This window comes from Parviterribacter multiflagellatus (assembly GCF_056863265.1).
Genome location: NZ_JBXPIZ010000006.1, coordinates 163,440 through 187,473 on the forward strand (window position 1 = coordinate 163,440; position 24,034 = coordinate 187,473).

General features: G+C 74.9%; 26 protein-coding genes. 15 read left to right on the forward strand and 11 right to left on the reverse strand.

What is annotated here, in order from left to right:
- Positions 1-3: 3 nt before the first annotated feature.
- The 3 genes from AC1UE5_RS14345 (at position 4) to AC1UE5_RS14355 (ending at position 2,771) form a co-directional block, all read left to right on the forward strand.
- Positions 4-948: an NAD-dependent epimerase/dehydratase family protein gene (locus AC1UE5_RS14345; RefSeq protein ID WP_482924551.1), complete on the forward strand. Its 945-nt coding sequence runs from the start codon at positions 4-6 to the stop codon at positions 946-948.
- Positions 945-1,916 (forward strand): GDP-mannose 4,6-dehydratase, encoded by a 972-nt coding sequence (locus AC1UE5_RS14350; protein WP_482924553.1) that lies wholly within the window; start codon positions 945-947, stop codon positions 1,914-1,916. Before AC1UE5_RS14345 ends, AC1UE5_RS14350 begins: the two co-directional genes overlap by 4 nt.
- Positions 1,917-2,012: 96 nt before the next feature.
- Positions 2,013-2,771, forward strand: coding sequence for a matrixin family metalloprotease (locus AC1UE5_RS14355; RefSeq protein ID WP_482924555.1), 759 nt, complete (start codon positions 2,013-2,015; stop codon positions 2,769-2,771).
- Here the strand turns inward: AC1UE5_RS14355 and AC1UE5_RS14360 are convergent.
- Entirely contained in the window at positions 2,768-3,874 is a 1,107-nt protein-coding gene (locus AC1UE5_RS14360; RefSeq protein ID WP_482924557.1) for a glycosyltransferase family 4 protein, read from the reverse strand. The two genes, AC1UE5_RS14355 and AC1UE5_RS14360, sit on opposite strands and share 4 nt — an antisense overlap.
- Positions 3,875-3,925: 51 nt before the next feature.
- On the opposite strand from AC1UE5_RS14360, the gene AC1UE5_RS14365 reads away from it, so the two are divergent.
- The 6 genes from AC1UE5_RS14365 (at position 3,926) to AC1UE5_RS14390 (ending at position 10,879) form a co-directional block, all read left to right on the forward strand.
- Positions 3,926-4,123, forward strand: a complete 198-nt coding sequence (locus AC1UE5_RS14365; RefSeq protein ID WP_482924559.1) for a hypothetical protein — start codon at positions 3,926-3,928, stop codon at positions 4,121-4,123.
- A gap of 29 nt (positions 4,124-4,152) precedes the next feature.
- On the forward strand, positions 4,153-5,772 hold the full coding sequence (locus tag AC1UE5_RS14370) for a glycosyltransferase (RefSeq protein ID WP_482924561.1): 1,620 nt from the start codon (positions 4,153-4,155) through the stop codon (positions 5,770-5,772).
- A gap of 6 nt (positions 5,773-5,778) precedes the next feature.
- Positions 5,779-6,927 carry a glycosyltransferase gene (locus AC1UE5_RS14375; protein ID WP_482924563.1) on the forward strand — a complete coding sequence of 383 codons (1,149 nt, stop codon included), beginning with the start codon at positions 5,779-5,781 and terminating at the stop codon, positions 6,925-6,927.
- Positions 6,928-7,069: 142 nt separating this feature from the next.
- Positions 7,070-7,642, forward strand: coding sequence for a hypothetical protein (locus tag AC1UE5_RS14380; protein ID WP_482924565.1), 573 nt, complete (start codon positions 7,070-7,072; stop codon positions 7,640-7,642).
- Positions 7,620-9,806, forward strand: a complete 2,187-nt coding sequence (locus tag AC1UE5_RS14385) for an O-antigen ligase family protein (protein WP_482924567.1) — start codon at positions 7,620-7,622, stop codon at positions 9,804-9,806. Before AC1UE5_RS14380 ends, AC1UE5_RS14385 begins: the two co-directional genes overlap by 23 nt.
- The gene (locus AC1UE5_RS14390; RefSeq protein ID WP_482924569.1) at positions 9,803-10,879 is read left to right on the forward strand and encodes a glycosyltransferase; all 1,077 of its coding nucleotides are present in this window, start codon (positions 9,803-9,805) and stop codon (positions 10,877-10,879) included. Before AC1UE5_RS14385 ends, AC1UE5_RS14390 begins: the two co-directional genes overlap by 4 nt.
- A gap of 3 nt (positions 10,880-10,882) precedes the next feature.
- Here the strand turns inward: AC1UE5_RS14390 and AC1UE5_RS14395 are convergent, their stop codons facing one another.
- The 3 genes from AC1UE5_RS14395 to AC1UE5_RS14405 form a co-directional block, all read right to left on the reverse strand.
- Entirely contained in the window at positions 10,883-11,476 is a 594-nt protein-coding gene (locus tag AC1UE5_RS14395) for a class I SAM-dependent methyltransferase (RefSeq protein ID WP_482924571.1), read from the reverse strand.
- Between the two features lie 11 nt (positions 11,477-11,487).
- Positions 11,488-12,531 carry a lysylphosphatidylglycerol synthase transmembrane domain-containing protein gene (locus AC1UE5_RS14400; protein WP_482924573.1) on the reverse strand — a complete coding sequence of 348 codons (1,044 nt, stop codon included), beginning with the start codon at positions 12,529-12,531 and terminating at the stop codon, positions 11,488-11,490.
- Positions 12,532-12,594: 63 nt separating this feature from the next.
- On the reverse strand, positions 12,595-13,248 hold the full coding sequence (locus AC1UE5_RS14405; protein WP_482924575.1) for a hypothetical protein: 654 nt from the start codon (positions 13,246-13,248) through the stop codon (positions 12,595-12,597).
- Positions 13,249-13,310: 62 nt separating this feature from the next.
- Between AC1UE5_RS14405 and AC1UE5_RS14410 the strand changes: the two genes are divergently transcribed.
- The 3 genes from AC1UE5_RS14410 to AC1UE5_RS14420 are packed head-to-tail and all read left to right on the forward strand — an operon-like array spanning position 13,311 to position 15,144.
- The gene (locus tag AC1UE5_RS14410) at positions 13,311-13,586 is read left to right on the forward strand and encodes a hypothetical protein (protein ID WP_482924577.1); all 276 of its coding nucleotides are present in this window, start codon (positions 13,311-13,313) and stop codon (positions 13,584-13,586) included.
- A gap of 26 nt (positions 13,587-13,612) precedes the next feature.
- Positions 13,613-14,620 (forward strand): NADP-dependent oxidoreductase, encoded by a 1,008-nt coding sequence (locus AC1UE5_RS14415; RefSeq protein ID WP_482924579.1) that lies wholly within the window; start codon positions 13,613-13,615, stop codon positions 14,618-14,620.
- Positions 14,617-15,144: an NUDIX hydrolase gene (locus AC1UE5_RS14420; RefSeq protein ID WP_482924581.1), complete on the forward strand. Its 528-nt coding sequence runs from the start codon at positions 14,617-14,619 to the stop codon at positions 15,142-15,144. Before AC1UE5_RS14415 ends, AC1UE5_RS14420 begins: the two co-directional genes overlap by 4 nt.
- On the opposite strand, the gene AC1UE5_RS14425 is transcribed toward AC1UE5_RS14420, so the two are convergent.
- Entirely contained in the window at positions 15,141-15,716 is a 576-nt protein-coding gene (locus AC1UE5_RS14425; protein WP_482924583.1) for a TetR/AcrR family transcriptional regulator, read from the reverse strand. The genes AC1UE5_RS14420 and AC1UE5_RS14425 overlap by 4 nt on opposite strands.
- Positions 15,717-15,784: 68 nt before the next feature.
- Between AC1UE5_RS14425 and AC1UE5_RS14430 the strand changes: the two genes are divergently transcribed.
- Positions 15,785-16,687: an alpha/beta fold hydrolase gene (locus tag AC1UE5_RS14430; RefSeq protein ID WP_482924585.1), complete on the forward strand. Its 903-nt coding sequence runs from the start codon at positions 15,785-15,787 to the stop codon at positions 16,685-16,687.
- Here AC1UE5_RS14430 and AC1UE5_RS14435 read toward each other — a convergent pair.
- Both AC1UE5_RS14435 and AC1UE5_RS14440 read right to left on the reverse strand, forming a co-directional pair.
- Positions 16,618-17,400 carry an alpha/beta fold hydrolase gene (locus tag AC1UE5_RS14435; protein ID WP_482924587.1) on the reverse strand — a complete coding sequence of 261 codons (783 nt, stop codon included), beginning with the start codon at positions 17,398-17,400 and terminating at the stop codon, positions 16,618-16,620. The two genes, AC1UE5_RS14430 and AC1UE5_RS14435, sit on opposite strands and share 70 nt — an antisense overlap.
- Before the next feature lie 14 nt (positions 17,401-17,414).
- Complete coding sequence (locus AC1UE5_RS14440) at positions 17,415-17,903, reverse strand: SRPBCC family protein (protein WP_482924589.1); 489 nt, start codon at positions 17,901-17,903, stop codon at positions 17,415-17,417.
- 76 nt (positions 17,904-17,979) lie between these two features.
- On the opposite strand from AC1UE5_RS14440, the gene AC1UE5_RS14445 reads away from it, so the two are divergent.
- Together AC1UE5_RS14445 and AC1UE5_RS14450 are read left to right on the forward strand one after the other, a co-directional pair.
- Positions 17,980-19,596, forward strand: coding sequence for a phytoene desaturase family protein (locus tag AC1UE5_RS14445; RefSeq protein ID WP_482924591.1), 1,617 nt, complete (start codon positions 17,980-17,982; stop codon positions 19,594-19,596).
- 31 nt (positions 19,597-19,627) lie between these two features.
- Positions 19,628-20,605 carry a DUF892 family protein gene (locus AC1UE5_RS14450; protein WP_482924593.1) on the forward strand — a complete coding sequence of 326 codons (978 nt, stop codon included), beginning with the start codon at positions 19,628-19,630 and terminating at the stop codon, positions 20,603-20,605.
- Here AC1UE5_RS14450 and AC1UE5_RS14455 read toward each other — a convergent pair.
- The 4 genes from AC1UE5_RS14455 to AC1UE5_RS14470 form a co-directional block, all read right to left on the reverse strand.
- Positions 20,595-21,350 carry a class I SAM-dependent methyltransferase gene (locus AC1UE5_RS14455; RefSeq protein WP_482924595.1) on the reverse strand — a complete coding sequence of 252 codons (756 nt, stop codon included), beginning with the start codon at positions 21,348-21,350 and terminating at the stop codon, positions 20,595-20,597. The two genes, AC1UE5_RS14450 and AC1UE5_RS14455, sit on opposite strands and share 11 nt — an antisense overlap.
- Positions 21,275-22,321, reverse strand: a complete 1,047-nt coding sequence (locus AC1UE5_RS14460) for a DMT family transporter (RefSeq protein ID WP_482925050.1) — start codon at positions 22,319-22,321, stop codon at positions 21,275-21,277. The genes AC1UE5_RS14455 and AC1UE5_RS14460 overlap by 76 nt, the downstream gene beginning before the upstream one ends.
- Positions 22,246-23,700, reverse strand: a complete 1,455-nt coding sequence (locus tag AC1UE5_RS14465; RefSeq protein WP_482924597.1) for a sugar transferase — start codon at positions 23,698-23,700, stop codon at positions 22,246-22,248. The genes AC1UE5_RS14460 and AC1UE5_RS14465 overlap by 76 nt, the downstream gene beginning before the upstream one ends.
- A 113-nt stretch (positions 23,701-23,813) precedes the next feature.
- The gene (locus tag AC1UE5_RS14470) at positions 23,814-24,002 is read right to left on the reverse strand and encodes a hypothetical protein (protein WP_482924599.1); all 189 of its coding nucleotides are present in this window, start codon (positions 24,000-24,002) and stop codon (positions 23,814-23,816) included.
- Positions 24,003-24,034 lie beyond the last annotated feature (32 nt).

Consider the following 24,034-nt stretch of genomic DNA (forward strand, 5'->3'; position numbering starts at 1 on the left):
GCCATGCGTTGCCTCGTGACCGGCGGTGCCGGGTTCATCGGATCGAACCTCGTCGACGCCCTCCTCGACCGCGGCGACGAGGTCGTCGTCCTCGACGACCTCTCCAGCGGCAAGGAGTCGAACCTCGCCGGCGCGCTGGAGCGCGGCGCGACGCTCGAGATCGGCGACATCCGCGACGCGGACCAGGTCCAGCGCATCATCGGCGCGGCGAAGCCGGAGGTCGTCTTCCACCTCGCCGCGCAGATCGACGTGCGGGTCTCGATGGCGCGCCCGGGCTTCGACGCGCGCACCAACGTCGAGGGCACCGTCAACGTCCTGGAGGCCGCCCGCCAGGCCGGCGCGCGCCGGGTCGTGTTCTCCTCCACCGGCGGCGCGATGTACGGCGACACCGACGTCGTGCCGACGCCCGAGACCGTCCCGCCGCTCCCCGAGTCCGGCTACGGGCAGTCGAAGTTCTGCGCGGAGAACTACCTCGGCCTGTTCTCCCGCGCGTACGGGCTCTCCGGCGTCTCGCTGCGGTTCGGCAACGTCTACGGCCCGCGGCAGGACCCGCACGGCGAGGCCGGCGTCATCGCGATCTTCGCCGGCAAGTACTTCGAGGGCGGCCGTCCCAAGGTGTTCGGCGACGGCACCCAGACGCGCGACTACATCTTCGTCGGCGACCTGGTGGACGCGATCGTCGCGGCGGGCGACAGCGACGTCGAGGGCGCGATCAACATCGGCACTGCGGAGGAGACCTCCGTGCTCGAGGTCATCGACGCCTTCCGCGCGTCGGGGCTGGCCGACAATCCGTTCGAGCCGGAGTTCGCGCCCGCGCGCCTCGGCGAGCTGGAGCGCAGCTGCCTCGCCGTCGACAAGGCCGCCGAGGTGCTCGGCTGGCGGTCGTCGACCGACGTCCGCGAGGGCATCGCGAAGACGCTCGCCTGGGCCAAGCCCGTCGACGCGTGAGCGCCCGCCGGGTCCTCGTCACCGGCATCACCGGCCAGGACGGGTCGTACCTGGCCGAGCAGCTCCTGGCCGCTGGCCACCACGTGATCGGCGTGGTGCGGCCGCCGCTCGACCGTCCGCTGACCGGCCTCGAGGCGGTGCGCGATCAGCTCGAGCTCGTCCCGGGCGACCTGGCCGACGCGGCCGCGCTGGGCGAGGCCGTGCGCGCCGCGCGGCCCGACGACGTCTACCACCTCGCCGCGCCGACGTTCGTGCCCGCGTCGTGGGACGCGCCGCAGACGACGATGGCCGAGATCGCGGAGGCGACCGCCGCGGTGCTCGTCGCCGCGCGGGATACGGACGCGCGGGTGCTGACCGTCTCGTCGCCGGAGATCTTCGGGGACGCGGGCGGCGAGTCGCCCCAGCGCGAGGGCTCGCCGAAGCTGCCGCGCTCGCCGTACGGCGTCGCCAAGCTCGCGGCGCACGAGCTGGTTCGGGTGCTGCGCGACGGCGCGCAGCTGCACGGTGTCACCGCGATCACGTACAACCACGAGTCGCCGCGCCGGCCCGAGCGGTTCGTGACGCGGAAGATCACGCGCGCCGCGGCGGCGATCAGCCTGGGGGTCGAGTCCGAGGTCGCGCTCGGCTCGCTCGATGCGCGGCGCGACTGGACGCACGCGCGCGACGTGGTCGCCGGGATGGTGCTCGCGCTGGAGCACGACGCGCCGGGCGACTACGTGCTGGCCAGCGGGGAGGCGCGGACGGTGCGGGAGTTCGTCGCCGCGGCGTTCGGCGCGGTCGGTCTGGACCCCGACGCGCACGTGCGGGTCGACCCCGCGTTCGTCCGCCCGCCCGAGCCGACGGTGCTCGTGGGCGATCCCTCCCATGCCCGCAAGGTGCTCGGGTGGCGGCCGACGATCCCGTTCGAGGATCTGGTGGCCGAGATGGTGCAGGCGGACCTCGCCGCGCTGCGCACCGCGGCGAGCTGAAGGGATCTCAGCCGTTCGTCCAGGCGAGATCGGTCGACCGTCCAGAACCCTGGGCGTCCCTGTTGAGCCCTCGCGCAGCCCGCCGATCGGTTGGGCGTGCGCCGGATCCCCTCCCTTCACGTCTTCCCCGCTGTCGCCGTCGCCGCGGCGTCCCTGGCCCTCCCGTTCCTGAGCAAGGACGGCGAGCGCTACACCGCCGCCGACACCAGCGCGATCACCGTGAAGGCGAAGGCGGCCTCCGCCAGTCCGGACCAGCAGTTCCCGGTCGGCGGGTCGGCGATCCAGTCGGCCAAGCAGGTCGCGGCCGCGTTCTGGGGCGCCGACGCGTGCGCCGGCAACGTCCAGATGGCGTGGGTCCCGATGGATCCGGGCACGAACGCGACGGCCTCGTGGCGCAACCCGACCGACGCGTGGAACAACGCGGGCGCCAACTTCGACTGCAAGATCGACATCAACGTCCACGCGGCGTACGACTTCGCGAAGCTCTGCACGGTCCTCACCCACGAGCTCGGCCACCTGAACGGCCAGCAGCACGTCGAGGCGCCGGGCCAGCTCATGTCCGCGTACTACACGGACCCGATCCCGCAGTGCACGGCGGCCGACCCGAACCCGCCGGTCCAGGAGCCGGTGGAGGAGCTCGAGCCGGAGAGCGACGTCGCCTCGACGACGCAGAGCAGCGCCGCGAAGAAGCAGCAGCTGCGCAAGACCGCCGCGAAGAAGAGCACGAAGAAGGCGACGAAGGCCGCCAAGCGCCGCTGCGTCGTCCGCTTCAAGGCCGGCAAGCGCGTCAAGCGCTGCGCGACGGTCAAGGCGACCGCCAAGCGCGCGTCGAAGAAGCCGGCGAAGCGCAGCTAGCGCGCGTAGGCCGCCGCCAGCAGCGGCGCCACGACGTCCGGAGCCGCGTGCGCGCGAATCCGGGCGAGCCCGCCGGCGGCGAGGTCCTCGCGGCCGCGGGTGCGCAGGATCGTCTCCGCCAGCGCGTCCGCGTCGCCGGGCGGCGCGAGCTGCTCGGGCGGGAGCAGCTCGTCGAGCGCGCCCATGCTCGTCGCCGCGACCGGCAGGCCCGCCGCCATCGCCTCGGCCGCGGCCAGTCCGAACGTCTCCGCCGAACGCGACGGGACGACCGCGACGCTCGCCCGCGCCCGCAGCTCCGCCAGCCGCGCCGCGTCGACCCGGCCCGCGAACGTCACGTCGGCGCCCTCCGCGCGCGCCCGCAGCTCGCCCTCCAGCGGCCCGTCGCCGCAGATCACCAGCGGGACGCCCGCGCGGCGGCACGCGTCGATCGCGGTGTCGATGCCCTTCTCGGGCGCCAGCCGCGACGCGATCAGCGCCGGGCCGCGGGGATCGAACGCCGGCGCGTCCGCGAAGGTGCGCACGACGTGCGGGATCACGCGGACGTCGGCGGGCAGCGGCGCGCCCAGCTCGCGCAGGCGGCGCGCGGCGAACGCGCTCGGGACGACGGCGACGTCGGCGTTCGCCGCCATCCGCTCCTGCCACAGCGCGAGCGACGTCGCGTAGACGGCGCCCTCGGCGCGCGACCCGCGGCAGTTGAGACGCAACCCTGGGCGTGTGTCGCGTCCGTGACATCTGATGCAATCTGCGCCGTGGGTGAAGCACGTCCCCACCGCACAGACCAAGCGGTAGTTGTGGAGGTGCAGCACGGTGCGGGCGCCCGTCGCACGGGCGGCGGCGAGCGCCCGCCACCCGAACGCCGGCAGCAGGTTGTGGGCATGGACCACGTCCGCGCCGCGCTCGCGCACCATCGCCGCCACCGCAGCCGCGTCGAGGCCGCCGCGGAGGAGGCCCAGCGCCGCGCGCGCCGCGCCCAGCTCGGCCGAGTCCCGCGTCAGGAGCGTGGTGGTTCGGCCCAGCCTTTCGGCCGCGAGCCACTGCAGATCCTCCAAGACCCGCTCCTCTCCGCCGGTCGTGCGGTACGCGTTGTGCAGGAAGAGGATCATCTGGGTACATGATGGTCTGCACATCTGCCCGGAGGATCGTGCGGCAACGAGATGACGACGCTGATGATCATCGGGCTGATCGTGCTGGGGTGGCTCATCCTGGCAGGCATGACGTGGGCGCTCTGCGTGATGGCAGCGCGCGGTGACGCGGCGCTGAGGCGCGGGCCGGACCGGACCGGCCGCACGCGGTCGGCTCGCTCGTCGCGGGCCGCGGACACCGCGAAGCCGCCGCGCGCCTCCGCCGCCTGAGGCCCGACCCCCAATATCCTCGCGGGCCCGTGCCCGCTCCCGTCTCCGTGGTCGTGCCGACCCGCCAGCGCGCGGCCTACCTCGCGGTCGCGCTCCGCTCGATCGCCCCGCAGGTCGCCGCCTGCGGGGGCGAGCTGGTCGTCGTCGAGGACGGCGACGACGGGGGCGCGACCCGCGCGGCGGCCGAGGCCTGCGGCGCGCGCTACGTCGCCAACGCGCGCACGCCGGGGCTCAACGGCGCGCGCAACACCGGCGTCGACGTGACGACCGGTGCGCTGGTCGCGCTGGTCGACGACGACGTCGAGGTGCGCGCCGGGTGGCTCGACGCGCTGCTCGCCGCCGCGGACGCGCACCCGGACGTGGACGCGTTCACCGGCCCGATCATCGCGCGGCTCGAGACCCCGCCCACCCGGCCGTACCGCTTCTGCGGGCGCGAGGGCGCGCCGATCACGACGTTCGACCGCGGGCCGGAGGAGCAGGAGGTCGAGCACGCGTGGGGCGCGAACCTCGCCGTCCGCCGCTCCGCGTTCGACCGCATCGGCGGGTTCGACGAGGGCCACCCGACCGGCGCGGGCGACGAGGAGGAGTGGGAGCGGCGGCTGCGCGCCGCGGGCGGCCGCATCCTCTACGTGCCCGGCGCGGCGCTCGACCACCGGCGCGACGCCGCCGACGCGCGCATCGGCGCGCTGGCGCGGGCGGCGCGGGTGCGGGGCCGCTCGGCGCGGCGGTTCGACGCCACGTCCGGCCGCGCGCCGGGCCTCGGCCACGAGCTGCGGGTGCTCGCCGGCTGCGTGCTGCACGGCCCGCTGCGCCGGTGCGCGAACGGGCCGATCCTCGCCGCGCACGCGCTCGGCCGGGTCGAGGAGGCGCTGAACCCCGGCCCGGACCCGACCGCGGACGACTTCCTCAGCGGCCGCAGCGGCCACGTCGCCGGGCGGCGCGGACAGCTCCTGCGGGCGCTCGACGCCGTGCTCGACCGTGCGTGGCGGCGCGGGACGCCGCGGGGCGCGCAGCGGCGCGTGCTCGTGCTGGCGATCGACCGCCCGGGCAGCCACTTCGCCGCCGCGCGCGCGGAGCTCGAGCGCTCGCGCCACCACGTCGAGGTCGCGGTGACCGGGCCGGGCGAGCGCGGCAAGTTCCAGAACCTCAACGCGCTGCTCGAGGGCCGCGACCTCGCCGCGTACGACTGGGTCCTCGTGATCGACGACGACGTCGTGCTGCCGCGCCGCTTCCTCGACCGCTTCCTGGCCCGCGCCGAGCGCCACGGGCTGCGGCTCGCGCAGCCCGCCCACCGCCTCGCGAGCCACACGGGGTGGAGCGTCACGCGGCGGCGCCCGGCCAGCGTCGCGCGCGAGACCGCGTTCGTCGAGATCGGTCCGGTGACCGCGTTCCACCGCGACACGTTCGGCACGCTACTGCCGTTCCCCGACCTGCGGATGGGCTGGGGCCTGGATGTGCACTGGGCGGCCGTCGCGCACGAGCGCGGCTGGCCGATCGGGGTCGTCGACGCGACGCCGATGCTCCACGCCGTCCCGCCGGCCGCGACGTACCCGCGCGACGCCGCGATCGCCGAGGCGCGCGCGTTCCTGGCCGACCGGCCGTACCTGCCGCGCGACGCGGCCGACCGGACGCTGCGGACGCACAGGTAGGGCCGCGTGCGGGCGGTCGTCGTCACCGAGTTCTACCCGCGGGCGGAGGACCCCGTCCTCGGCGTCTGGGCGCACCAGCAGGCGGTCGCGACGCGGGCCGCGGGCGTGGAGCTGGAGGTCGTCGTGCTCCACCGCGTCGTCCCCGCCAAGCGCGACGTCGCGGGCGGGCCGCGTCAGGCGGCCGCGTCGCTGGCGGCCAAGCTGCGCCAGCCGCGCGGGGTCGAGCTCGACGGCGTGCCCGTGCACTACGCGCCGTTCGTCTCGCCGCCGCGCACGCAGAGCTACGGCGCGTGGGGCTGGTGGGCGGCGCCGACGCTGCGGCGCGCGCTCCGCCGGCTGGAGCCGTTCGACGTGCTCCACGCGCACAACGCGGTGCCGGCGGGCGACGCGGTGCGACGGCTCGGGCGCCCCGAGCCGCTGCTCGTCAGCGTCCACGGCGGCGACGTCTTCCACACCGCCGAGCGCTCGCTCAACGTCACGCACACGTTCGCCGCCGCGGATCTCGTGCTGGCCAACAGCGAGGGCATCGCGCGCCGCAGCCGCGGCCTCGGCGCCGCGCGCGTGCGCGTCCTGCGGCTCGGCACAGAGCTGCCGCCCGTGCCCGCCGCGCACACCGGGCCGCCGCGGCTCGTCACGGTCGCGCACCTCGTCGCGCGCAAGCGCCACGCCGCCGTGCTCGACGTGCTGCCCGACCTGCCGGGCGTCACGTACGAGGTGATCGGCGACGGGCCGGAGCGGGCGGCGCTGGAGGAGCGGGCGCGCGCGCTCGGCGTGGCAGACCGCGTGGTCTTCCGCGGCCAGCTCCCCAACGCCGAGGCGCGGGCGCGGCTGCTGGACTGCTCGGCGCTCGTCCTCCCCTCGACCGACGAGGCGTTCGGCGTCGCCTACGTCGAGGCGATGGCCACCGGGCTGCCCGCCGTCGGGCTGCGCGACGAGCCGGGCCCGCGGGAGATCGCCGGGTGCGGCCCGGGCATGGTCCTCGTCGACCGCGACGAGCCCGGCTCGCTGCGCGCGGGCATCGAGCGCGCGCTCGCCGAACCGGCCCGTCTGGGCGCCGCCGCGCGGGCGACCGTGCAGGCGCACTTCACCTGGGAGCGGTGCGGCCGGGCCACCGCGAGCGCCTACGCGGACGCCCTCTCCCGCTACCCTCGGTAGGAGCGGCTCGCCCGTCGTCCGGGCTTCCCGTGTGTCACATCGGGCGGAGGTAGGACGCAACTTCCGCCGCCTCCCGCCGTTGTGATCCCTCGGACGCGCAGCCGCGCCCGTCCTCGTCCAACCCGACCCGGAGAGTCCCGACATGCGCAGAGCACTTCTCACCGTCCTGCTCGCCCTCGCCGCGCTGCCGGCGACCGCCGCCGCGAGCGTGACGTCGGTGTACGAGGACTGCCAGGACGGCCGGCTGGACGACCAGCACTCCGCCAGCGACCTGCGCGAGGCGCTGTCGGACATCCCCGTCGACCTCGACGAGTACACGAACTGCCGCGAGATCATCCGCAGCGCCCAGCACGGCGTGCGCGGGCCGGGCGGCTCCGGGCCGACGCAGAACGAGAGCGGCAAGCAGGGCTACGGCCCGGTCCTCATGGGCCAGGGCGGCCTGCCCGTCGGCGCCGAGAAGCGCCCGTTCAACCCGCGCGACCTCGCCCAGCCGGACGAGATCCAGGAGATCGACAGCATCACCGCCGGCGGCGACGTCAACCCGCTCGCCGCGCAGCAGAAGGTCGATGCCGAGAAGGCGGGCAACGCGCCGGCGCGCACCAGCGGCGCCGACCTGCCGACCACGCTGATCGTCGTCCTCGTCCTCGCGGCGGCGGCGTTCCTCGCCCCCGTCATCGCGCGGATCAGGAGCCTTGTCGTCCATCGCGACGCCTAGCCCGCCGGCGCCCGGCTCTCCGGAGCCGGACAGCAGCCTCCCCGTTCCCGCGCCGCCGGGCCGGACGCCGGCCCGGCGGTCCCGCGTTCCCCGCCTGCCCGAGCGCGGCCGGCCCAGCCCGTCGCTGCTCGCGTTCGCGGGGGTGGCGGGCATCCTGCTGCTCACGACGTTCGCGCAGCGGGCCGGCAACGCGCTGGGACCCAAGACGCTCGTCGAGATCGTGCTCATCGTGCTCGGCGGCGCGGTCGTCGCGACCGCGCTGGTGCGCGCGCGGCGGCCGTTCGAGACCCCGGGCCTGATCGCGATCGTCCTGTTCGGCCTGCTCGCGGCGCTGACGGCGCTGTCGATCGGCTGGGCGGTCAACCCGTCCGACGGCTGGCTCACCGCCAACCGCCTGTTCTCCTACACGGCCGTCTTCGCGGGCGCCGCGGCGCTGGCGCGGCTGCGGCCCGCGGTCGTGCCGTCGGTCGTCGGCGCGATCGCCTTCTCGCTCACGATCGTCTGCGGCTACGGCCTGCTGACGAAGGCGCTGCCCGGGCAGCTGCAGGAGTTCGAGCTCTTCGCCCGCCTGCGCGAGCCGTTCGGGTACTGGAACGCCGTCGGGCTCGCGGGCGTGCTGGCGCTGCCGCCGCTGCTGTGGCTCGGCGCACGGCGCGACGGCGCGCCTGCGCTCAACGCGCTCGCGGCGCCCGCGATCAGCCTCTGCCTCGCGGCGACGCTGATGGCGTACTCGCGCGGCGCGCTGGTCGCGGCCGCGATCGGGCTCGCGGTCTGGTTCGCACTCGTGCCGCTGCGCCTGCGCGGCGTGACCGTGCTGGCGATCGGCGGCGTCGGCGGAGCGCTGATCGCGGTGTGGAGCTTCGGGCAGGACGCGCTGACGACCGATCGCGCGCCGCTCGACGAGCGCACGCCGGCGGGCACCGAGCTGCTGATCCTCACGCTCGCGGTGATCCTGCTCGTCTACGTCGTCGCGCTCGCGGCGTCGTTCGTCGCCGAGGTGCGAGACGTCCACGCGCTGAGCCGCAAGCGCATCGGCGCGGTGCTCGTCGTGCTCGCCGCCTGCCTGCCGTTCGCGGCCGCGGGCGCGCTCGCGATGACCGACGCCGGCCTGAAGGGGAGCATCGAGAACGCGCTCGGCTCGCTCACCGACACCGAGGCGGTCGGGCCCGCGAACGACCCCGGGCGGCTGATCGACACCGGCAGCGTGCGCGGCCGCTACTGGCAGCAGGCGTTCAAGGTGTGGGAGAGCGAGCCGGTGCTCGGCACCGGCGCAGGCGGCTACAGCACCGGCCGACTGCGCTACCGCGAGGACCTGCTGGACGTGCGCCACGCGCACGGCTACATCCCCGAGACGATGGCCGAGCTGGGGCTCGTCGGGCTCGTCCTGAGCTTCCTCGTGCTCGGCGCGTGGGGCGTGGCCGGGTGGCAGGCGATCCGCGCCGCGATGCGCCGGCGCTCGACCGCCGAGCTGGCCGCGCTGGGGACGCTCGTCTCCGTCGCGGTGACGTTCGGCGCGCACTCGATGATCGACTTCACGTGGGCGGTGCCCGGCGTGGCGCTCGTCGCGCTGGTCGCGGCGGGGTGGATCGCGGGGCGCGGGACGCTGCCCGTGGAGCTGCCCGCCCCGGCGGCGCCTGCGGCCGGGCCGGAGCCGGCGACTGCCGTGGCGGTGGCGGAGTCGCCCTCCCGGAGCCGGTTCGGCGCGCTGCGCACCCCGCGCGCGGTGGCCGCCGGCGGCGTCGTCGCGCTCGTCGCCGTCGCCGCGTGGTCGGTGTGGCAGCCGATGTGGTCGCAGAAGGCCAGCGACGCGTCGATCACGGCGCTGAGCGACGGCAACCTGGAGGAGGCGCGCCGCCAGGCCGACCTCGCCCGCGACCGCAACCCGCTGTCGATCGAGCCGCTGCTCGACATCGCCGCCATCGAGGGCCGTGCCCGGCGCCCGCGCGAGGCCGAGCAGGCGCTGATCGAGGCGACGCGGGTGCAGCCGCAGAACTGGCTGCCGTGGCAGCGCCTGGCGGACCTGCGGCTGTTCGACCTCGACGACCCGCAGGGCGCCGTCAACGCGTCACGGGTCGCGCTGTACCTCAACCCGCGCTCGTGGGACGTCGTGCAGCGGTTCATCGACGCCCGCCGCCGCGCGGCAGAAGCCGCGGCCGGCAAGTGAGCGCCGCCAGGGCCGACACGCCGGTCCTGGTCGTCACCAGCGACGTCCCCGAGGACCGCGTCGCGCCGTTCCGCGCGCTGCACGCGCGGCGCCCGATCGTCGTCGCCCGCTTCGGCGGCACGCGGCGCCACGCGGGGGCGAGCGCCGCCGACCCGGGCGTGCCGGTGCTCGACCTCGAGCAGCGCGCCGTCCACGCCGAGGCCGCGAGCGGGCGGTACACGGCGGTCGTCGCGGGCACCGTCGGCCGGATCGCGCTGCCTGCCGCGTACCTCGGCGCGCGGCGGGCCGGGGTGCCGTTCGTGCTGTGGTCGGCGCTGTGGTCGCAGCCGCACGTCGCGAGCCTGCCGCTGATGCTCTGGCTCTACCGCCACGCGGACGCCGTCGCCGCCTACGGCGAGCACGTCGCCGCCTACGCCGCCGCGCGCGGTGCGCGGGAGATCCACCTCGCCCCGCAGGCCGTCGACCCCGCGTTCTGGTCCGTCCGCGACACCGCCGCGGCGGAGGCCGCCGCCGGCCCATCCGCGGAGGCCGCCCCCTCCCACCCCCTCCGCGCCCTCTACGTGGGCCGGGTCGAGGAGGAGAAGGGCATCGGCGTCCTGCTCGACGCGTGGCGCCGCACCGGCCTCGCCGCGGACGGCGCGACGCTGACCGTCGTCGGGCCTGGCGCGCTGCCGCAGGCCGAGGCCGGCGTCGACGCGCGCGGGCCGCTGCCCTCTGAGGGCGTGCGGGCCGCGATGGGCGCCGCCGACGTGCTCGTCGTCCCCTCGATCGCCACGCGGGCGTTCCGCGAGCCGTGGGCGCTGGTCGTCAACGAGGCGATGCACCAGGGCCTCCCCGTCATCGCCACCGACGCAGTCGGCGCAGCGGCCGGCGGGCTCGTCCGCCACGAGCGCAACGGGCTGATCGTCCCGCAGCGCGACCCCGAGGCCCTGGCCGGGGCGCTGCGCCGCCTCGCCGCCGACCCGCCGCTGCGCGCCGCGCTGGGCGCCGCGGCCGCGCGCGACGTGGCGGCCTTCACTCCCGAGGCGTGGGCCGCGGGGATGGACGCCGCGATCGCCGCCGCCCTGCGCTGACCCTCAGCGCGCGACCGCGTGCAGGTGGCCGTGGCGCCGCGTGATCGTCAGGTCGGTGAAGCCGGCGTCGTCGAGCACCATCGCGAGCGTCCGCTTCGTGAAGAACCGCAGGTGGTCGGCGTACGGCCACACGTGCTCCTCGAACGCGCGCGGCCGCAGCGCGAGCTTCAGCAGCAGCCGGCGCGGATGGTCGGGGGTCGTGAGGAGCAGCGTGCCGCCGGGCCGGACGACGCGGCGCAGCTCGGTGGCGAACGCGCCGACGTCGTGGACGTGCTCGATCACCTCGCCGGCCCACGCGGCGTCGGCCTCGCCGTCGGCCAGCGGGAGCGGCGCGCCGGCCTCGGCGCGGCGGACGTCGGCGAGCTGGGGGAACCGCGCGCGCAGGCGCCGCAGCGGCTCGTCCACCACGTCGACCGCGATCGGCCGCGCACCCGCCTCGGCCAGCGCCGCGGAGAACACGCCCTCGCCGCATCCGACGTCGAGCACTCGCTGCCCCGGCGCGACGTGCGCGAGCAGGAAGTCGCGGCGCTCCGCGAGCAGCTCCGGCTCGGCACCCTCGGGCACGGCGTCCCACACGGCGTCGAGGTAGTCCGACATCGGTGGGACGTCTACCGCGCCGCGGCGACCGGCTCGGGCTCGGGCTCGTCGGCCGGCGGCGGCTCCGCCGGCGCCTCCTGGGTCCGCGCACGCAGCAGCCGGTGCACGCCGCCGTACCGCACCGCGCCGATGATCAGGCCGGCGATCGTGATCGGGACCATGAGCACGAACCGCAGCAGGATCAGGTACGACAGCGCCGCCTTGGAGGACTCGTCCAGCGCCTTCGCGCCGATCAGCACCGCGGTGTCCATCGTGCCTGCGTAGCCCGGCCCGGACGGGATCATCACGAGCATGCTCGCCAGCGCGAGGACGTAGAACGCGCCGACGAGCCCAAGCCCGAGGCCGGCCGCGACGCTCGTCAGCCACCACACGCCGCCTTCCAGCGTCCACACGACGACCGTGAGCACGAGCACCTCGGCCCCGTGCCGGCCCTTGAGGTTGGCCGTCGCGGCCAGCATCGGGCGGACGAACTCGATGACGCGCCGCAGGACGCCGCGGAGGTGGAGCACCGCCGCCACCGCCACGCCGAGCGCCGCGAGCCCGCCGAGGATCAGCGCCGCCGTCCCGGCCCGGTCGCCGAGCACGTCGGTGCCGGCGCCGCTGAGCGCGCCGTAGGCCAGCGCGAGGAAGAGCACGCCGAGCACGAGCACGTCGCACAACCGCTCGGCGACGAGCGTCCCGACGACCGTGCGGTTGTCGGTCTGCGCGCGCGGCGTGAGCAGCGCCACGCGGAGCACGTCGCCGGCGCGCGCCGGGAGCACGTTGTTGCCCAGGTAGCCGACCGCGATCAGCCCGTACGTGTCGGCGCGGTGCGGCTTGGCGCCGTTCTCCAGCAGGAGGATCTGCCACCGCTCGCCGCGGACCGCGCACGCGAGGAAGTACAGGACGACCGCCCCGGCCAGCGCGGCGAGGTGCGGCGCGTCGGTGGGGAGCTCGGGCGCCTCCTGCTTGGAGGCCCACCAGACGATCCCGGCCAGCGACGCGACGGAGACGAGCGCGCCGGCGAGGCCGGCGAGCCGCCGGCGACCGGCGCGCGGAGCTCGAGCGGTCGACACCGCGGACAGGGTACGGCGCGCGCGCCGCGCGAGGGCCCGTCAGCTCGCGCGGCGCGGCGTGGCTCAGACCTCCCGGCGCGTGGAGGTCGTGGAGGCCGCCGGGCGCTCCGGCGCGTGGTCGGGGTCGCGGTCCACCGTGCGGTCGCGGTCCCGGTCGCGCTCGAACCGCGCCGGGACGCGCTGGTGCGCCTCGGTCGGCTGCTCGGCGCGCTCGCGGCGCACCGCCGCCTCGCGCTCCTCGATCCGCTCGCGCTCCGCGATCGCGGCCCGCTCCTCCGCCTCGTGGTCCCGGCGGCGACGGCCGACGCGCGGCAGCAGCGCGACGAGGGCCAGCACGCCCGCGGCGATCGCCCAGGCGGTCGCGGTGCCGGCGTTGGCGGCGAAGATGCCGAGCGCGTCGCTGCCGTCGGCGACCCACAGCAGCGCGCAGGCGCCGAGGACGAACGCGACGATCAGCGACACGGTCTTCGCGCCCCAGTGCATCGGCGCGGCGCCGAGGAGCAGCGCGCCCGAGCCGGCCCACAGGACGCTCGTCCAGCCGTTCGCCTCCATCCCGAGGAAGGTGTCGCCGTTGACGGTGCCGCGGAACGGATCCGCGGTGAAGTCGTCGGCGCCGCTGAGGTACGAGGCGACCCCGAGGACGATCATCGCCAGGCCGAGGATCCCGGCCGGGGCCTTGGCGAGCGAGACGCCGTCCCGCCTTCGTGCTCTGGACATGCAGAGGTGGTTCCCGTCAACCCACGCTCGTCAATCAGCGATTGGCGGGTAGCCCGTCGCGCGTGACCGAACGGCGCCTCACGTTCGTCTACCGCGCGCCGAGCGAGGACGCGGCCCGCGCGCTCGCCCGCCACCTGGCGTGGGAGACGAGCTACGACGTGCACGTCCTCGGCCCGGGCACGGAGGACGACCGGTGGCGGGTCGCCGGGGCGACGAAGCCGACCGACGCGGACCAGCGCGCGGTCGAGGAGTGGGTCGACTGGCTGGTCGAGGCCGGTGCGGGGCTCGACTGCGAGCTGGAGCGGTGGGGCGCCCAGCCCGCCCCGGGCCGGCCCTGACGCCGCGCGTGCGAGGCTGGGAGGCGATGCCGTACACCGGACGCGAGATCCACCTGGCCGCCCGCCCCGTCGGCGAGCCGAAGCTGACCGACTTCCGCACGGTCGAGACGACGACGCCCGAGCCCGAGGAGGGCGAGGTCGTCGTGCGCAACCTCGTCATGTCGGTCGACCCGTACATGCGCGGGCGGATGAACGACGCGAAGTCCTACGTGCCGCCGTTCCAGCTCGACCAGCCGCTCGCGGGCGGCGCGGTCGGCGAGGTCGTCGCGTCGCGGGCCGACGGCTTCGCGGCCGGTGACGTCGTGCTCCACCAGCTCGGCTGGCGCGAGTACGCGCGGCTGGACGCGCGGCACGCGACGAAGGTCGACACCGCGATCGCGCCGCCGTCGGCGTACGTCGGGGTGCTCGGGATGCCGGGGCTGACCGCGTACGTCGGGCTCCTCGACATCGCGGCGCTGCGCGAGGGCGACGTCGTGTTCGTGAGCGGCGCGGCCGGCGCGGTCGGCTCGCTCGCGGGGCAGATCGCCAAGCAGCGCGGCCACACGGTCATCGGCTCGGCCGGCTCGCCCGAGAAGGTGCGCCACGTGGTGGAGGAGCTGGGCTTCGACGCGGCGTTCGACTACCACGACAGCCCGGTGGCCGAGCAGCTCCGCGCCGCCGCGCCGGACGGCATCGACGTCTACTTCGACAACGTCGGCGGCGAGCACCTCGAGGCGGCGATCGGGTCGCTCAACACGTACGGCCGCGTCGCGCTGTGCGGCGCGATCTCGGTCTACAACGCGACCGCGCCCGCGCCCGGGCCGCGCAACCTGTTCCTCGCCGTGGGCAAGCGCCTGACGCTGCGCGGCTTCATCGTCAGCGACCACGCGGACCGCCACGCGGCGTTCGCCGAGGAGGTCGGCGGCTACCTGCGCGACGGCCGGATCGTCGCGCGCGAGACGCTGGTCGACGGCGGCGTCGAGGCCGCGCCGCAGGCGTTCATCGACCTCCTGCGCGGCACGAACACCGGCAAGATGGTCGTGCGGATCGCGTGAGCGCGAGCCCGCTGGCCGAGTGGCGGACCTGCCCGCGGTGCGGGTCGCCGCTCGAGCTCCACGACGCGACCGACGACGTCCACGTCACGTGCGCGGCCTGTGGGTTCGTCCACTACGACAACCCCGCGCCGGCGACGGTGCTGATGATCCTGAACGACCGCGACGAGCTGCTGCTCATCCGCCGCGCGGTCGCGCCGTACGCGGGGGAATGGGACACGCCGGGCGGCTTCCTCGTCCCGGGCGAGTCGGCCGAGGACTGCGCGCGGCGCGAGGCGCGCGAGGAGCTCGGCGCCGACGTCGTCGACCTCCGCCCGTTCGGCACCTTCCCCTCCCGCTACGGCGACGGCGGCCGGTGGACGATCGGCATCGCGTTCGCCGCCCGCCTGGCGCTCGGCGCGACGATCGCGCTCGATCCCGACGAGTCGCTCGAGTTCGGCTGGTTCCCCCTGGACGCGGTCCCGCGCCTCGCGTTCCCCGACGGCCGCGACGCGCTCGCGGCCTTCCTCGCCGCCCGCACGCGCTAGCCGTCCAGCGCCGCGCGCACGAGCGCGACCGCCGAGGCGCCCGCCGCGTCCATCGCCTCGGTCGTGCGCGCGGCGCGGGAGAGCATGAAGCCGCCCTCCAGCAGCATGATCACCTGCTGGGCGAGCGGGCGGGCACGCTCCTCGGCCACCCCGTGGGCGGTGAACCAGGCGGCGGCGCGGGTGGTCCACAGCTCGAAGACCTCGGCGGTCGCCTCGCGGAGCGGCTCGTTGGTGGACGCGACCTCCAGCGCCACCGTCGCGATCGGGCACGCGTCCGCGTAGTCGGTCTGCTCGAGCGTGGCGGCGCCGCCCGCGAAGAACAGCTCGACGCCCTCGACCGGGTCGTCCGCCGCGTCCATGAAGAGCGGGAAGAGCTCCCAGTACATCGCGCCCGCGGAGCGCACGACCTCCGCGCCCAGCTGCTCCTTGCCGCCCGGGAAGTGGTGGTAGATCGAGCCGAACGGCGCGTTGGCCGCCGCGACGATCTGCTTGAGGCCGGTGCCGGTGTAGCCGTGACGGCGGAAGAGCTCCGCCGTGGCTTCCAGGATCCGGTCGCGGGTGTCGGTTGCCACGAGAAGAGTGTACGGTGCAGGACGAGTAGAGCGATCTATCTAGTCCGACGGAGACGGAGGCACCAGCCATGCGACAGGTCGAGACGAGCGCGGGGACGATCGAGGTCCAGGACACCGGCGGCGACGGGCCGGTCGTGGTGCTCCTCCACGGACTGCTGATGGACCACACCGTCTACCGGGACGTGGTCGCGGACCTGCGCGCCGACCACCGGTGCGTCGTGCCGAACCTGCCGCTCGGCAGCCACCGCATCCCGATGCACCCCGACGCGGACCTCTCGATGCACGGCCTCGCGCGCATCGTCGCCGACGTCCTCCAGCAGCTCGACCTCCGCGACGTCGTGCTCGTCGGCAACGACCACGGCCTCTGCCAGCCCTTCGCCGCCCGCCACGGCGAGCGCGTCGGCCGGCTCGTGATCACCTCGCAGGAGGCGTTCGACAACATCCCGCCCGGGCTCCCCGGGAGGTTCGTCAAGCTCGCGACCAAGCTCCCCGGCGGCATCACGCAGGCCGCCTACGCCATCCGCATCCGCCCGCTCCAGCGCCTCCCGATGGCGTTCGGGTGGATGACGAACGCGACGATCCCGAAGGACCTCGCGCACCACTGGACCGCGAGCACGTTGAAGGACCCCCGCGTCCGCCGCGACCTGCTCAAGTACGCGACGTCGGACTACGACGGCGTCCTGGTCGAGGCGGCGGAGGAGCTGCGCGCGTTCACCAAGCCGACGCTCGTCGCGTGGTCGGCGGACGACAAGGTCATGCCGCCGGAGCACGGCCTCCGCCTCGCGCAGATGATCCCGAACGCGCGCCACACGGAGGTGGCGAACGCGCGCACGCTGGTCCCGCTGGACCAGCCGGCCGTGTTGGCGCGGCTGATCCGGGACTTCGCGGCCGAGGCCGCGGGCTACGACGACGCGAACAGCGAGCGCGCCGCGGCGATCACCACGTCCGGGCGGTCCTCCGGCAGGAAGTGACCGGCGCCCTTGACGATCTCGAGCCCCGGCGCGAACTTGCACACCGGGTCGCGGTCGCCGCCGATGAAGCGCATCGGCACGTCCGGCCGCTCGCGGGGCGTGCTGAGCAGCGGCAGCGCCTCCTTGGTGGTGAACGTCCGGTAGTAGCCCACGGTCGCGCGCCGGCGCGCCGGCTCGCGCAGCCGCTCGACGTACGGCGTCACGTCGTCGCCGCGCAGGCCGCTGATCCGCAGCAGGAAGCCCGCGAGCTGCGGCACGTACCGCTCGGCGCCCGGCGCGGAGAGGATCGGCATGTGGGTGAAGCCGAGCGCCTGGCGCGGATCCATCCCGCGCTCGAACAGCTGCGGCACCGACAGGATCAGCGCCGCGGAGACGCGCTCGGGCGCCTTGACGGCCATCAGCTGGGCGGTCACCGCGCCCCAGTCGTGGCCGATCACCGGGACGCGCTCCAGCCCCAGCTCGTCGAGCAGGCCGAGCACGTCGTCGGCCAGCCGCTGCTTGGAGTAGTCGCCCTCGGGCGCGTCGGTCCACCCGAGCCCGCGCAGGTCGGGCGCGATCACGCGCCACGTCGTCGCCAGCGACGGGATCACCTTCCGCCACATCCACCAGTGCTGCGGCCAGCCGTGGAGGAGCAGGAGCGGCGGCGCGCTCTCGGCGCCCGCCTCGGCCACGTGCATGCGCAGCCCGTCCACGTCCACGTGGCGGTGCGTCACGCCTTCAAGTTCGATCAACGCTTCTCGATCTTCCCGGGAGGTACCTGGACGTCGGCACCGTACTCGGGATGGTCCTCGCACAGCTCCTTGAGCCGGTCGAGCGACCAGCGGTTGCGCCCCCGGACGAGCAGATGGGTGAGCGGCTGGAAGACGAACGCGGTGAGCGTGTCGCCCGGGTCCTCGCGCATCGTCACGCGGGTGCCGCCGTCGCCGTCGGGCTCCAGCGTCATGTCCACGACCGCCGTCCCGAAGAGCGGCCGCGCCTTCGCCCACAGGATGAGCTTGCGCGGCTGGTCGACCTCCAGCACCTGCGTGTGGTCGTTGATCTGGAGCGGCCCGATGCCCACGTTGTGGTGGAACCGCGTGCCCGCCGCCGGGAACCCCGGATCCGAGCCGCGCATGTAGCGCGAGCCCACGACCCAGTAGCCGTAGGACCGCCAGTCCGCGAGCACCGCGAAGACGCGCTCGGGCGGCACGTCGAAGTGCGCTTCGTTGATCGCCACGCTAGGTGGTACGTACCCAGTGGCGAGAGGGATCGTCACCGTTTCCCCGCGGTTCCGAACGGACAGGCCGTCCGACATGCCCGACGCGGTCGTCATCGGCTCTGGCCCGAACGGGCTCGTGGCCGCCAACCAGCTCGCCGACGCGGGCTGGTCGGTCGCGGTGCTGGAGGCGCAGCCCGACCCCGGCGGCGCCGTCCGAAGCGGCGAGCTGACGCTGCCCGGCTTCGTCCACGACCGCTTCAGCTCGTTCTACCCGCTGGCCGCGGCGTCACCGGCGATCCGCGCGCTCGGGCTGGAGGAGCACGGCCTGCGCTGGCGCCGCGCGCCGTACGCCGTCGGCCACCCGCGCCGCGACGGCAGCGCCGCGTACGTCGCGCCGTCGCTCGACGAGACGTGCGCGCACCTCGACACGTTCGCGCCCGGCGACGGGGAGGCCTGGCGCGCGCTGATGGAGCGGTGGGCGAAGGTCGGCCCCGAGCTGCTGCGCGCGTTCTTCACGCCCTTCCCGCCGGTACGCGCCGGCGCGCGGATGGCACGGGCGCTGGGCGGCTACCGCGAGCTGCTCGACTTCGCCCGGTTCGGCATGCTGCCGATCCGCCGGTGGGCCGACGAGGAGGTGCGCGGCGACGGGGCCGCGCGCCTGCTGGCCGGCAACGCGCTGCATGCCGACTTCGCGCCCGAGCAGCCCGGGAGCGCGATGTTCGGGTGGGTGCTGTGCGGGCTGGCGCAGACCGCCGGCTACCCGGTGCCCGAAGGCGGGAGCGGCGCGCTCACCCAGGCGATGGTGCGGCGGCTGGAGGCGCGGGGCGGCACGGTCACGTGCGGGAAGCGGGTGGCGGAGGTCGTCGTGCGCGGCGGCCGGGCGGTCGGCGTCCGGACGGCGACCGGCGACGTGGTGGACGCGCGCCGGGCGGTGCTGGCCGACGTGGGCGCACCGCAGCTCTACCTCGACCTGCTCGACCGCGCGCACGTCCCGCCACCGGTCCTGCGCGCGCTGGAGCGGTTCGAGTACGGCTTCGCGACGTTCAAGGTCGACTACGCGCTCGACGGCCCGATCCCGTGGCTCAACGACGACATGCGCGGCGCGGGGACCGTCCACGTCGCCGAGGGGATCGACGCGCTGACCCGTGCGGTGACGCAGATCGTCCTCCGCCAGGTCCCAGCCGAGCCGTTCCTCGTCGCCGGCCAGTACGCCGCCGCCGACCCGACGCGGATGCCGCCCGGCAAGGAGGTCTTCTGGGCCTACACGCACGTGCCGCGGCGTCCCGAGGGCGACGCGGGACCCGACGACCTGCGGGGCGACTGGACGGACGCGCGGGAGCGCGAGACGTTCGCCGACCGCCTCACCGCGCAGGTGGAAGCGGTGGCGCCGGGGTTCGCGGATCGCGTGCTCGCCCGGCACGTCACGACGCCGCAGGACTTCGAGGCGCAGGACGCCAACCTCGTCGGCAGCGACCTCAACGGCGGCACCGCGCAGCTGCACCAGGAGCTGATGTTCCGCCCGATCCCCGGCCTCGGCCGCCCCGAGACGCCGGTCGCGGGCCTCTACCTCGCGTCGGCGTCCGCCTACCCGAGCGGCGGCGTGCACGGCGCGTGCGGGGCGAACGCGGCCCGGGCGGCGCTGCGCTCCACCCGCGGGACGCAGCGGGCGATGGCGCGCGCGACGGCGCGGTGGAGCGGCAAGCCGTCGTGAGGACGCCGGGCCCCTCGGGTACGTGACAGGCATGTCCGAGCGCACCATCGACGAGCAGCTGACCAAGCACCTCACGGACGTGCACTCGATCGAGGTCCAGGCCCTGGAGCAGATGCGCTTCGCCCCGCGCATCGCTGGCCACCCCGACCTGAGCCGCATCTTCGTCGAGCACCTGGACGAGACCCGGCGCCACGAGCAGATGGTCGCCGCCGAGCTCGACCGCCGCCACGCGTCGCCCTCCCTGCTGAAGGACGTCGCCGGCCGTGTCGGCGGCTGGGGGATGGTGCTCTTCGCCGCCGTCAACCCCGACACGCCCGGCAAGCTCGCGTTCCACGCCCATTCGTACGAGCACATGGAGCTGGCCGCGTACGAGCTGCTGCGCCGCATCGCCGAGCGCGCGGGCGACACGTCGGTCCGCGACATGGCGGTCGCGATCGCCGGGCAGGAGCGCGCGATGGCCGACCGGATCGCCGAGCGGTGGGACCTCGCCGTCGAGGCCTCGCTGGCCGAGAAGAGCGCCGACGACCTCGACAAGGAGGTCGTCAAGTACCTGCGCGACGCGCACGCGCTGGAGGGCCAGGCGCGGCAGCTGCTCGAGTCCGGGCCCGCGATCGCCGAGCTCGACGCGCTGGCGGCGATCTTCCGCTCCCACCTGGAGGAGACGAAGGAGCACCAGCGGCTGGTCGACGAGCGCCTGCACGCGCTCGGCTCGGCGCCCTCGCGCTTCCAGTCCGGCGCGCTGCGCCTGGGTGCGCTCAACATCGGCACGTTCTTCAAGCTCCAGCCCGACACGCCGGCGAAGCTCGCGGGCTTCGCGTACGCGTTCGAGGCGCTGGAGGTCGGCTGCTACGAGCTGCTGCGGCGGGTTGCCGAGCGCGCGGGCGACACCGAGACCGCGACGATGGCCGAGGGCATCCTGCGGGAGGAGCAGGCGACCGCCGAGCGCATCACCGGCACGTGGGACGCGGCGGTCGACGCCGCGCTGGTGCAGCAGGGCGTCACGGCGTAGCGATCACGAGCCGCAGCGAGGAGCGGACGTCCTCGTCCAGCGCGCGCAGGTGGCCGTGCTCGCGGTCCCACGCGCCGGAGGCGAGGTCGGCGGCGAGGCGCGCGACGATCCGCTCTTCCTCCCCTTGCGGGAGCATCGTCCACATCGACTGCGCGGCCCGCACCGCCGGGTCGAGCAGCGCCTCCGGCCGGTTCCAGAACGCCTGGAAGAAGCCGTCGGTGCAGTCCGCGGGCGTCGGGATCGTCTCGACGCGCACGTCGCCGCCGAGCGCGTCGGCGATCGCGGCGATGGACGGGAAGCGGCGCCGCTCGATCGCGAAGCCGGCGGCCAGGTGGTCCTGCTGCCAGGCGGGCGCGTCGTCGAGGTCGAACGTGAAGACGACGACCGGCCCGCGCGCGACCCGGCGCAGCTCGCGCAGCCCCGCCGCCGGCGGCTCCCAGTGGTGGATCGTGATGGACGCCATCGCCGCGTCGAAGCCGTCGTCGTCGAAGGGCAGTGCCTCGGCGCGCGCGTCGAGGCAGGGCGCGGCGCCGGGCGGGCGCTGGGCGCGCATCGTCGCGCTCGGCTCCACCGCGAGGACGTAGCGGTCCTCAGGCTCGTAGGAGCCGGCGCCCGCGCCGACGTTGAGCACCGTCCGCGCGTCGCCCAGCGCGGCGTGGATGCGCGCGGCTATGCGCGGATCGGGGCGGCGGTGGGCGGAATATCCCCGCCCGTGCTGCTCGTAGTCGACTCGCGGCGAAGCCATCTGCGCAGCCTACCTTGCGCGGGCAGCCAGCCGGTCGGGGGACGACCTCCGGTGGACAGCCATGAGCCGGCGAGGATGAGCAGCATCCCGGCCACCGCGCTTGCGGTCAGCGACTCGTCGAGCAGCGTGACGCCGAGCGCCACCGCCACCGCCGGGTTGATGTACGTGATGACCGACGCGCGGCTCGGGCCGACCTCGGCGATGAGCGTGAACCACAGGAGGAACGCGAGCGCGCTGCACACCACGCCGAGCACCGCCAGCGCCGCGAGCGCGTCGCCGTCCGGCGTCGTCGCGGGGACGTTCACCGCCGCCGCGGGCGCGAGCATGATCGCGGCGAGGAGGAACGACACGGCGACCGGGCCGGTCGGGTCGCCGTCCGACAGGTGGCGCTTGATCACCAGCGGGCCGATCGCGTAGCCGACCGTCGCGAGCAGGATCGCCAGCGCGCCGACGAGCTCGTCCGTCGAGCCGGACACGTCGACGCCGAACAGCAGCACGACGCCGCCGAGCCCGACGAACAGGCCGGCGAGGCGCGCGCCGTACACGCGCTCCTCGTGGTCGACCCAGATCGCGAGGATGGCGATCGTCAGCGGCAGCGCGGCGATGATGATCGCCGCGAGCGACGAGTCGACGTGCTGCTCGCCGTACGCGATGAGCGGGAACGGCAGGACGATCTCGGTGAACGCGAAGAGCGTCAGCGGCCTCAGCTTGGCCCGCAGGCCGCGCAGCGCCCCGCGGTGCACCGCGAGCGGCAGGAGGATCAGCGCCGCGAGCGCGACGCGGACGAAGCTGAGGAAGACCGGCGGCACGCCGCCGTCGACCGCGACCTTGATGAAGAGGTACGGCATCCCCCACACGACCGAGACGGCCGCGAAGACGATCCACCCCTTGCGGCTCAGTACGCCCCCCGCTTCATCAGGACCGCCGGGATGGTCTTGACGAGGATCGTGAGGTCGAGGAACGGCGACCAGCGCTCGAGGTAGAGGAAGTCGAGCCGGACCAGGTCGTCGAAGTCGAGGTCCGAGCGGCCCGAGACCTGCCACAGCCCGGTGATGCCGGGCAGCACGAGGTAGCGCTTCTTGTGCCAGCTCTCGAGGCGCTCGAAGTCGCGCAGCGGGAGCGGGCGCGGGCCGACGAGCGACATCTCGCCCTTGAGGACGTTGAGCAGCTGCGGCAGCTCGTCGAGCGAGTACCGGCGCAGCAGCCGCCCGATCGGCGTCACGCGCGGGTCGTCCTTGATCTTGAAGATCGCGCCGCTCGCCTCGTTGAGCGACTCGAGGTCGGCCTGCCGCTGGTCGGCGTCGCGGTACATCGTGCGGAACTTCATGCACGCGAAGGGCGCGCCGCCGATGCCGGGCCGGACCGAGCGGTAGAGGACGGGCCCGCGCGACGTGAAGCGGATCGCCAGCGCCATGCCCGCGAGCACCGGGCTGAGCAGGAGGAGCAGGAACGACGCGACGACGACGTCGAACGTCCGCTTCATCGCGAAGTCGACGCCCTCGAAGACCGGCGGCTTGAGCTCGAACAGCGGCACCGACTGGCCGGGCACGAACTCCGCGCGGTGGATCAGGATCTCCATCGTCGACGGCGCGACGTGGACGCGCACGCCGCGCTGGTGGCACGCGTCGACGAGCTCGACGGCCTCCTGCTGCGGGAACGCGGGGTCGGCGATGATGACCTCGTCGACGCGGTTGCGCTCGACGATGCGGCCGATGTCCTCCAGCGAGCCGAGCGAACGCAGGCCGTTGTCCGGCCGCGGCGTGAGCGAGATGAAGCCGACGACGTTGATCGGGCCCTGCGACTCGCCGAGCGCGTGGGCGACCGCCTCGATGTGCTCGCCGGTGCCGACGAGCATCGCCCGGCGCTGGTAGCCGGCGGCCTTCAGGACGACGTACGCGGCGCGGTCGAACGCGTAGCGCAGGCCGCTCACGTACAGCACCGCGAAGACGAGCGAGCCGTAGAAGAGGTAGTAGCTGGAGAACTCCTGGCCTGTCAGCAGCGCGTAGCCGAGCGCGACGAGCATCACCTGGAACAGGCCCGCGACGATGCGCGTCAGGCCGGGCCGCGCGGAGCGGCGCGCGTAGAGGTCCGAGCGCGCGAAGAGCAGCGCGGTGATGAGGAAGGTGAACGCGACGAGCTCGCGCGTCTGGTCGAAGACCTCACGCGAGTTGAAGTCCCCGAGGACCCCGTCCTTGAGGGCCAGCGCCGTGAAGATCGCGCCGAAGACCGCGAGGAAGTCCAGCACCAGCAGCGCGCCGATGCGGGCGCCCGCGCGCGCCGTGTCCATCCGCAGCAGGAAGGAGAGGACGGGGGGCCGCTTGCGACGGACGTCCTTGTCCGGAAGGTGCACCAGCTCTGCCGTCTCGGGCCTCTCTTGAGCGCGGGTCTTCACTGGTGCGGAGGTCGGCATGTACCCGGCCCTAACGGGCCAGTCTGACGGAAGGTGCGCAGTTTCGCGGCGAGCTACCGCGCGCGTGCGGCCTTCAGCGCCTTCTTCGGGACGACGTCGATGACGACGAAACGCCCGTCCGGGAGCTTCTCAGCGTAGCCCGCGTTCGCAAGCTTCTTGAGGACCGCCGGGCACTTCTTGCAGCGGGGGCGGTCCTGGCAGCACTTCTTCTTGGGCTTGACGGGCTTCCCGACCTTCGGCACGTTCGGGCACCCTAACGCATTCCGACCGCACC

Excerpts from the sequence above, each read along its gene's own strand:
- AC1UE5_RS14345 (WP_482924551.1), top strand. The coding sequence starts at position 4 with ATGCGTTGCCTCGTGACCGGCGGTGCCGGGTTCATCGGATCGAACCTC.
- AC1UE5_RS14360 (WP_482924557.1), bottom strand. The coding sequence starts at position 3,874 with ATGATCCTCTTCCTGCACAACGCGTACCGCACGACCGGCGGAGAGGAG.
- AC1UE5_RS14365 (WP_482924559.1), top strand. The coding sequence starts at position 3,926 with ATGACGACGCTGATGATCATCGGGCTGATCGTGCTGGGGTGGCTCATC.
- AC1UE5_RS14380 (WP_482924565.1), top strand. The coding sequence starts at position 7,070 with ATGCGCAGAGCACTTCTCACCGTCCTGCTCGCCCTCGCCGCGCTGCCG.
- AC1UE5_RS14395 (WP_482924571.1), bottom strand. The coding sequence starts at position 11,476 with ATGTCGGACTACCTCGACGCCGTGTGGGACGCCGTGCCCGAGGGTGCC.
- AC1UE5_RS14405 (WP_482924575.1), bottom strand. The coding sequence starts at position 13,248 with ATGTCCAGAGCACGAAGGCGGGACGGCGTCTCGCTCGCCAAGGCCCCG.
- AC1UE5_RS14415 (WP_482924579.1), top strand. The coding sequence starts at position 13,613 with ATGCCGTACACCGGACGCGAGATCCACCTGGCCGCCCGCCCCGTCGGC.
- AC1UE5_RS14430 (WP_482924585.1), top strand. The coding sequence starts at position 15,785 with ATGCGACAGGTCGAGACGAGCGCGGGGACGATCGAGGTCCAGGACACC.
- AC1UE5_RS14445 (WP_482924591.1), top strand. The coding sequence starts at position 17,980 with ATGCCCGACGCGGTCGTCATCGGCTCTGGCCCGAACGGGCTCGTGGCC.
- AC1UE5_RS14450 (WP_482924593.1), top strand. The coding sequence starts at position 19,628 with ATGTCCGAGCGCACCATCGACGAGCAGCTGACCAAGCACCTCACGGAC.
- AC1UE5_RS14455 (WP_482924595.1), bottom strand. The coding sequence starts at position 21,350 with ATGGCTTCGCCGCGAGTCGACTACGAGCAGCACGGGCGGGGATATTCC.